Annotated in this window: 7 protein-coding genes; 5 read left to right on the top strand and 2 right to left on the bottom strand. The window is 55.5% G+C overall.

Annotated elements, in window-relative coordinates; genetic code table 11:
* The first annotated feature begins 230 nt into the window (after nt 1–230).
* The 3 genes from V0288_RS04480 to tkt all read left to right on the top strand — a co-directional run bounded on the left by V0288_RS04480 (nt 231) and on the right by tkt (nt 3,956).
* Complete coding sequence (locus V0288_RS04480; RefSeq protein ID WP_332863830.1) at nt 231–479, top strand: acyl carrier protein; 249 nt, start codon at nt 231–233, stop codon at nt 477–479.
* A gap of 72 nt (nt 480–551) precedes the next feature.
* Nucleotides 552–1,802 carry a beta-ketoacyl-ACP synthase II gene (fabF, locus tag V0288_RS04475; protein WP_332863829.1) on the top strand — a complete coding sequence of 417 codons (1,251 nt, stop codon included), beginning with the start codon at nt 552–554 and terminating at the stop codon, nt 1,800–1,802.
* Nucleotides 1,803–1,949: 147 nt separating this feature from the next.
* Nucleotides 1,950–3,956: a transketolase gene (gene tkt / locus V0288_RS04470; protein ID WP_332863828.1), complete on the top strand. Its 2,007-nt coding sequence runs from the start codon at nt 1,950–1,952 to the stop codon at nt 3,954–3,956.
* A gap of 95 nt (nt 3,957–4,051) precedes the next feature.
* On the opposite strand, the gene V0288_RS04465 is transcribed toward tkt, so the two are convergent.
* Nucleotides 4,052–4,993: a glycoside hydrolase family 16 protein gene (locus tag V0288_RS04465; RefSeq protein WP_332863827.1), complete on the bottom strand. Its 942-nt coding sequence runs from the start codon at nt 4,991–4,993 to the stop codon at nt 4,052–4,054.
* Between the two features lie 231 nt (nt 4,994–5,224).
* Here V0288_RS04465 and aroQ point away from each other — a divergent pair, with 231 nt between their 5' ends.
* Both aroQ and V0288_RS04455 read left to right on the top strand, forming a co-directional pair.
* The gene (gene aroQ, locus V0288_RS04460; protein WP_332863826.1) at nt 5,225–5,677 is read left to right on the top strand and encodes a type II 3-dehydroquinate dehydratase; all 453 of its coding nucleotides are present in this window, start codon (nt 5,225–5,227) and stop codon (nt 5,675–5,677) included.
* A gap of 30 nt (nt 5,678–5,707) precedes the next feature.
* Nucleotides 5,708–6,745, top strand: coding sequence for a diguanylate cyclase domain-containing protein (locus V0288_RS04455; RefSeq protein WP_332863825.1), 1,038 nt, complete (start codon nt 5,708–5,710; stop codon nt 6,743–6,745).
* Here V0288_RS04455 and V0288_RS04450 read toward each other — a convergent pair.
* Nucleotides 6,729–7,262, bottom strand: coding sequence for a DUF4168 domain-containing protein (locus V0288_RS04450; protein ID WP_332863824.1), 534 nt, complete (start codon nt 7,260–7,262; stop codon nt 6,729–6,731). The two genes, V0288_RS04455 and V0288_RS04450, sit on opposite strands and share 17 nt — an antisense overlap.
* Between the last annotated feature and the right edge of the window lie 194 nt (nt 7,263–7,456).

Below are 7,456 nucleotides of genomic sequence, written 5' to 3'. Positions count from 1 at the left end.
TGCGTAATTCCAGCGCGGCGTTAATTTCCACCGCTTTCCACGGTAAAGATTTCACCCCCCTTCTCGAAAAATCTTGACAAAGAGGGGATCGATTTCCAGTAAGATGGGAAATAGTGATCGTTAAACCGAATCCCTATCATGCCCTTGTGGAAATGGCACGAACCGCCCCATTTCCCCCTGAACCGTATTATAGTGTCAGGTTTTCTTAGCGGACAAAGTAAACAAATCTAATGAGCCAGTCAATTTTCGATCGAGTCAAAAAAGTCGTCGTCGATGGATTAGAGGTACCCGAGGAAAAAGTTGTCGAGAGCGCGAGTTTCGCCAACGATCTACAGGCCGATTCCCTCGATGTGGTCGAGTTAGTGATGGCGCTCGAAGAAGAGTTCGATATTGAAATTCCCGACGAAGACGCGGAGAAGATCGATACCGTCGGCAGCGCCGTCGCTTACATCGCTGACAAAGTTGGGACGGCCGCCTAGGGATGACCGCGTTGCAATCTTAACAAGTTCTATGGATATGTCGGGCGAAGTCCGCCCTTATTTTTTAAAAACATGACAGATTTGCCATTAAAACGGGTTGTCATCACGGGTCTGGGAGCGATCACACCCCTCGGGAACGATCTGGCTTCCTATTGGGCGGGATTGGTCGGTGGAAAAAGCGGACTCGGGCCGATCACCCACTTCGATGCCTCCCGACACGCCTGCCGGATCGCGGCGGAAGTCAAAGGATTCGACCCCCACGATTACCTCGATCGCAAAGAAGCGAAACGGATGGATCGTTTCTCGCAATTCGCGGTCGCGGCCAGTTTACAAGCACTGGCGGACTCGAAACTGGCGATCGACGACCTGAACGCGGACGATATCGGCGTACTGATCGGTACGGGCGTGGGCGGGCTGAAAGTTCTCGAAGATCAACAGGAAATTTACCTGACCAAAGGCCCGAGCCGTTGTAGCCCGTTCATGATCCCGATGATGATCGCCAACATGGCCGCCGGTCTGACCGCGATCCACACCGGCGCGAAAGGGCCGAATAACTGTACCGTGACGGCCTGCGCGGCGGGATCGAACGCGATCGGGGACGCGTTCCGCCTCGTGCAACGCGGACTCGCCAAGGCGATGATCTGCGGGGGGAGCGAGGCGGCGATCACCCCGTTAGGCGTGGCGGGATTCGCCTCGGCCAAGGCGCTCTCCACCCGCAACGACGAACCGACCAAAGCCAGTCGCCCGTTCGATCGAGATCGCGACGGGTTCGTCATGGGAGAGGGAAGCGGGATCTTGATTATCGAAGAACTCGAACAGGCCCTCGCGAGAGGCGCGCGGATCTACGCCGAGATCGTCGGTTACGGCATGACCTGCGACGCGTACCACATGACCTCGCCGGTTCCCGACGGCCGCGGGGCGACGAGAGCGATCGAACTCGCCATCAAAGACGCGGGGCTAGATCCCTCGGAGATCTCCTACATCAACGCCCACGGAACCAGCACGGCCGCGAACGACCCCACGGAAACGCGGGCGATTAAAAAAGCCCTCGGACAACACGCGTATAAAATTCCCGTCAGTTCCACGAAATCCATGACCGGCCACCTATTGGGCGGCTCGGGCGGTATCGAGGCCGTCGCTACGGTCATGGCGATCGCCAACGATCGGATTCCCCCGACGATCAACCTCGACAATCCCGACCCGGATTGCGATCTCGATTACGTTCCCTACGAGAGCCGAGAGGCGGTGATCGGGGCGGCTCTCTCCAACTCCTTCGGGTTCGGCGGTCATAACGTGACCCTCGCCTTTAAAAAATACGCCTGAACTTGAACGACAGCGACACTTATCCGACACTCGCGATCGGTACGGGGACGACATTCACCGTAAAATACTCTTGTACGAACGCGAGGTTCGCTGTCTCTACCTCCCCCCTTTCGTTTTCAGTTTATTCGCACCCACCCAAATAACACTATGGTTGTCGCCTCCCAATCCCTGGAAGAACTCTGTGTAAATTCCATCCGTTTCCTCGCCATCGACGCGGTGGAGAAAGCGAAATCCGGACACCCCGGCTTACCGATGGGAGCCGCCCCGATGGCTTTCGTCCTCTGGGATAAATTCCTACGCTTTAACCCGAAAAACCCGAAATGGATCGATCGAGATCGCTTCGTCCTTTCCGCGGGTCACGGCTGTATGCTCCAGTACGCTTTGATGTACCTAACCGGCTACGATAGCGTACCGATCGAGGAGATCAAACAGTTCCGGCAATGGAAATCGAAAACCCCCGGACACCCGGAAAACTTCGTCACCGAAGGGGTGGAAGTGACGACCGGCCCGCTCGGACAGGGGATCGCTAACGCCGTCGGTCTGGCCGCGGCCGAAGCCCATCTCGCGGCGCGCTTCAACAAGCCGGATTGTAAGATTATCGACCATTACACCTACGTGATCCTCGGTGACGGTTGCAATATGGAAGGTATTTCCGGGGAAGCTTGCTCTCTCGCGGGTCACTGGGGATTAGGGAAATTAATCGCCCTCTACGACGACAACCATATCTCGATCGACGGTTCCACCGATATCTCCTTCACCGAGGACGTGAGCAAGCGTTTTGAAGCCTACGGTTGGCACGTTCAACACGTTCCCGACGGGAACACGAATTTAGAAGCCATCGCGGCGGCGATCGAGGCGGCCAAAGCCGTCACCGACCGGCCCTCGATGATTAAAGTTACCACGACGATCGGCTACGGTTCGCCCAATAAAGCGAATACCGCGGACGTTCACGGCGCGGCGTTGGGAGCCTCGGAAATCCAGTTAACCCGCGAGGCGTTAGGCTGGAATTACGAACCCTTCGTGATTCCCGAAGACGCGTTGAACCGTTTCCGCAAGGCGATCGAACGGGGCGCGGAGTACGAGAAAGAGTGGGACGCGAAATTCAACGAGTACAAGAGCAAATATCCCGAAGACGCGGCCGCGTTCGAGCAATTAATCGGCGGTCAACTCCCCGACGGCTGGGATAAAGCTCTTCCCGTTTACAAACCGGAAGATAAAGCCCTCGCCTCCCGGAAACACTCGGAAATCTGTCTCAACGCCCTCGCGCCGGTTGTCCCCGGTCTGATCGGCGGTTCCGCGGATCTCACCCACTCCAACTACACCGAATTACACGGGATCGGCGATTTCCAGAAAGGTCAGTACGATCAGCGGAACGTGCATTTCGGGGTACGGGAACACGCGATGGGCGCGATCTGTAACGGTATCGCCCTCCACGGTAGCGGGTTGATTCCCTACGGCGCGACCTTCCTGGTTTTCAGCGACTATATGCGGAACTCGATCCGGTTGTCGGCGCTGTCGGAAGCGCGGGTGATCTGGGTGATGACCCACGATTCGATCGCCCTCGGGGAAGACGGACCCACCCACCAACCGATCGAACACGTCGTTTCCCTGCGCGCCATTCCCAACCTGTTAGTCATGCGTCCGGGAGACGGGAACGAGACTTCGGGAGCCTATAAAGTGGCGGTTAGCGAGAAAAATCGCCCGACCCTGCTCGCGCTCTCGCGTCAGAATTTACCGAACCTGGAAGGCACCTCGATCGACGCGGTGGCCAAAGGTGGTTACATCCTCAGCGATAGTGAGGGAACCCCCGATATCATCCTCATCGGTACGGGTGGCGAACTCTACCTCTGTGCCAAGGCGGCCGATATCCTCCGCGCGGAAGGAATTAAAGTCCGCGTGGTTTCCCTGCCCTGTTGGGAACTGTTCGACGAACAGAGCGCGGAATACAAAGAATCCGTACTCCCGAAAGCGGTCAGAAAACGTCTCGCGGTAGAAGCGGGTTCAACCCTTGGCTGGCAACGCTACGTTACCGACGACGGTGACGTGATCGGGGTCGATACCTTCGGCGCTTCGGCTCCCGGCGGCGTGATTCTAGAGAAATTCGGTTTCACCGTCGATAACGTGGTCGCCAAGGCGAAAGCGTTACTCGGTTAATCGCTTCTAGTTTTTTCGAGAAAGCCCGCTCATGCGGGCTTTCTCGTGTCTCGATTCCGACTTTCTCGCCCCCCGGTTCGGCAAGAGGGATAGTATCAGGCACTCCGACACCAAATCCCGCGTAGCCATCTCGCGAGTCCGAGGATAGCCACAACGATCGGCGAGGTGTCGCGGGTCGGTTCCGGAACCGATGTCGGGACAACACTCACTTGCACGTAATCGATATCGTAGGTAAAAGTTTGGTTCAGGCTGGCTAGATCCGCGGGCTGTAAGTTGGCATCATAGGCCGCGGGCCAAAGCGCTCCCGGCGCCCAGAAGTTAAACCGCACCGGCATGGGCGCGGTGGGACGGGCTTCCTGCCACGAATTCAGTAGGTTTCCGTTAACGTACCACTCCGTACTGTTGGGTAGCCAGCGTATCTTAAAGGTATTAAATCGTGTGAGATCGAGACCCGTAACACTCTGTCCGGCACCATTCGTATTGTCGTTCGATTTGTGGTGGATACCGTCGTTGTAAGTTGAACCCGAAGCCCCCCAATCTTTCCACGATGTGACCAGAACCTTCTGGCTCGGTATCTGGTTGGTGAGAAATTCAAAGTCAATTTCGTGGGCGTAGTTATCGGGAGGGACTTGAGCGTAAGTGAAGAAAGCTGTCACGCCGCCTCTCGCGGTCATGTTCGTGCGGACTCGGGCCTCGAACTCGATTCCCGTCGCCGTCATCGCGAAATCCTGAAGGCTATAGATCTCCGTACCGCGAAAATACCCGTAGCGATCGGGATTGTAGGTGTCGAGCGTCAGGGTCGCCATCCCGTTAGCAACGGTGGCGGTGTTACCAAACCACGCGCGGTTGTTGTCAAACGTCCAGTCACCGATAGCCCAGTAGTTGTTGTTCAGAGTGTTACCGTTAAAATCGTCGCGGAAAAGTATCTGAGCGTGGGAAGCACTGGCGGAAGCGACGACAAAACATAGACTTACCAAGCCCACATTCAAGTTATCGAGCTTTTGCCGATAATTCGCGAAAAGTTGGTTTGAAAACATATTGTCTCTAATCTTTAGGGCTTGAATTATCTCTGAGTACCAGAACCAAAATAAGTTTAAAATCGCGGGTTCGGCCGGTTTCATCATCGGGAATTTTCCGAGAGGTCGCCACTTTTTTAAAATATAGCGTTTTTTTCAAGCCCGATCGCCGCTCGGATTCTCGACCCCCGCGGCAGATCGCTCGCTCGTTTCCGGTACAATCGACGATCGTTGTTACCCGATCGAACGATTTTGTCTGAACTTAGTATTCTAGTCCTCCACGGGCCGAATTTGAATTTATTGGGCAAACGAGAGCCGAATCTTTACGGGAATCTCACGCTAGAGGAAATTAACGCTTCTTTACAAGAAGAAGCCGATCGACAGTCGATCGAGTTAAACGCCTACCAATCGAACCACGAGGGCGCTCTCGTGGACGCGATCCACGCCGCGATGGGGATTCGGGACGGCATCGTCATCAACGCGGGCGCGTACACCCATACGAGTATCGCCATCCGGGACGCGCTCCTCGGGACGAAAATCCCCACCGTCGAGGTACATTTGAGCAATATTTACCGGCGCGAACCGTTTCGGCATCACTCCTATATCGCGGACGTGGCGATCGGTCAGATTAGCGGTTTCGGCGCGGCGAGTTATCGCTGGGGATTACAGGCTTTAGTCGAATATTTACGAGCGAATCGGGAATAATGAGACTACAAGCGTTTTTTCCCTAGCACGATGTTGAACCATTACCCTGAAGACGAGATAACGGGCGATCTACTGATCGTGGGCGAAATTCCCCGATCGCTAGAGTTTATCTTACCTCTCCTCAAAGAGCGCGGTTATCCTCTACAGACCACGATCGAGACCGATCGATTGTTAGAGATCGTTCAATCATCGCCGATTTCCCTGATTCTCCTCAATACCACCCTGCAAGATCCCGACGCTTACGCGCTCTGTCATCGGCTCAAATCGTCGAGGCTAAAAGAACCGCCTTCGATTCTGTTTATCAGCGATGGGAACGAGAATTTTCAGCCGGAGCGGGTATTTCAAGTCGGTGGGTCGGACTACATCGCTTATCCCCCGTCTAGCGAAGAAATCCTCGCCAGGATCGAGACCCGACTGATCATCGCCCGCTTGCAGAAAAATTTCGATCGACAGAGTGAAAAACTCCGGCGCGCCCTTCAGGAATTACGGAAACTAGAGGATTCCATGCACCAGGTCTACGACGAATTGAGGGAATTCTCTTTTCTCGATAGTCTGACGCGGGTGGCCGGTCGGCAACGTTTCGAGGAATCTCTAGAAAAAGAATGGCAACGTTGCGCTAGGGATAGAATTTCCTGGGGAGATAACGCGGTGGTATCGTTATCCTTAATTTTATGCGATTTAGATTATTTTAAAAGCTATAACGACAGTTACGGGATCGCGGCCGGGGATGAATGTTTGAAAAAAATCGCCCGCGCCCTAGAAACGACGGTCAAACGTCCGGCCGATCTCGTGGCCCGTTTCGGGGGATCGTCCTTCGCTCTCCTCCTGCCGAACACGAACGAGGAGGGCGCGTTAACCGTGGCCAACCTCGTCCGGGAAAAGATCCGCTCCCTACAGATCCCTCACCCCAATTCTCCCGTGAGCGAGTACGTTACCTTGAGTTACGGGGTGGTGACGGCTCTCCCGCAAGGCTCGTTCGGCGCGGAAAATCTCGTGCGGATGGCGCGACAGGCATTACAGAGGGCGAAAGAAGAAGGACGGGATCGAATGATCAGCGATCACCTGTAGGCTGTGCGGGGACGGGGGGAGTGCCGATCATCTGCTTGACTTTTTCCTGTAAGGCCCGATCGCTCCGGACTTGATTGTTGATCTCGCCGAAGCGCGCGACCGTTAGCCCCTGTCCGGTAATCGCCCGTTCTTTTTTGGGCTGGGAATCCTGCCAGACTTTCTGGATTTTGGTGACGATCGAATTATAACGTTGCTGTTCTCCGTCCGAGACCGGTTTTTCCGGTGCCACTCCACTGGAGTTCGCCCGATCGATCTCGACAAATCTTTCCAGTTTCAAGCCCTCTTTCTGGATGATCGCCGCCATCTGTTTTTGCGATTCCAGATCGATCGTCTGCATCTGTTTGAGCGCCTGAACGAACTGCTGGAGTTCCAAGGGGGAAATTCCAGACACGGTGGAGGTTTCGGCGTGGGTTTCGTTGGGAACGAGCAGTCGGGCGGCCTGCGCGTGAACCGACCCCGGCGCGAGAATCGTGAGAACGGCACAGCTACCGATCAGTAACCACTTGCGATCGAGCATGATAGAGGACTCCCCCGACGAATATAATTCCGAGTCGCGCTAACGAGGTCGTCACCGCGATCCCACCTATTATAAAAGCTCGATCGACGGAATCGACTATCCCGCGCGGCTGGTTTCTCGATCGGCACTTTCGGGAGGCAGGAGGCAGGAGGCAGGAGTCAGGAGGCAGGAGGCAGGAGGCAGGAGGCAGGAGT

It is taken from the genome of Pannus brasiliensis CCIBt3594 (assembly GCF_036688125.1).
Taxonomy (GTDB): domain Bacteria; phylum Cyanobacteriota; class Cyanobacteriia; order Cyanobacteriales; family Microcystaceae; genus Pannus; species Pannus brasiliensis.
Note: the sequence above shows the minus strand (reverse complement) of the source record. Positions and strands in the feature narration are given on the sequence as shown.

Bases quoted from the DNA above. Each gene is read 5' to 3' on its own strand.
- V0288_RS04480 (WP_332863830.1), top strand. From the start codon at position 231: ATGAGCCAGTCAATTTTCGATCGAGTCAAAAAAGTCGTCGTCGATGGA.
- fabF (WP_332863829.1), top strand. From the start codon at position 552: ATGACAGATTTGCCATTAAAACGGGTTGTCATCACGGGTCTGGGAGCG.
- tkt (WP_332863828.1), top strand. From the start codon at position 1,950: ATGGTTGTCGCCTCCCAATCCCTGGAAGAACTCTGTGTAAATTCCATC.
- V0288_RS04465 (WP_332863827.1), bottom strand. From the start codon at position 4,993: ATGTTTTCAAACCAACTTTTCGCGAATTATCGGCAAAAGCTCGATAAC.
- V0288_RS04455 (WP_332863825.1), top strand. From the start codon at position 5,708: ATGTTGAACCATTACCCTGAAGACGAGATAACGGGCGATCTACTGATC.
- V0288_RS04450 (WP_332863824.1), bottom strand. From the start codon at position 7,262: ATGCTCGATCGCAAGTGGTTACTGATCGGTAGCTGTGCCGTTCTCACG.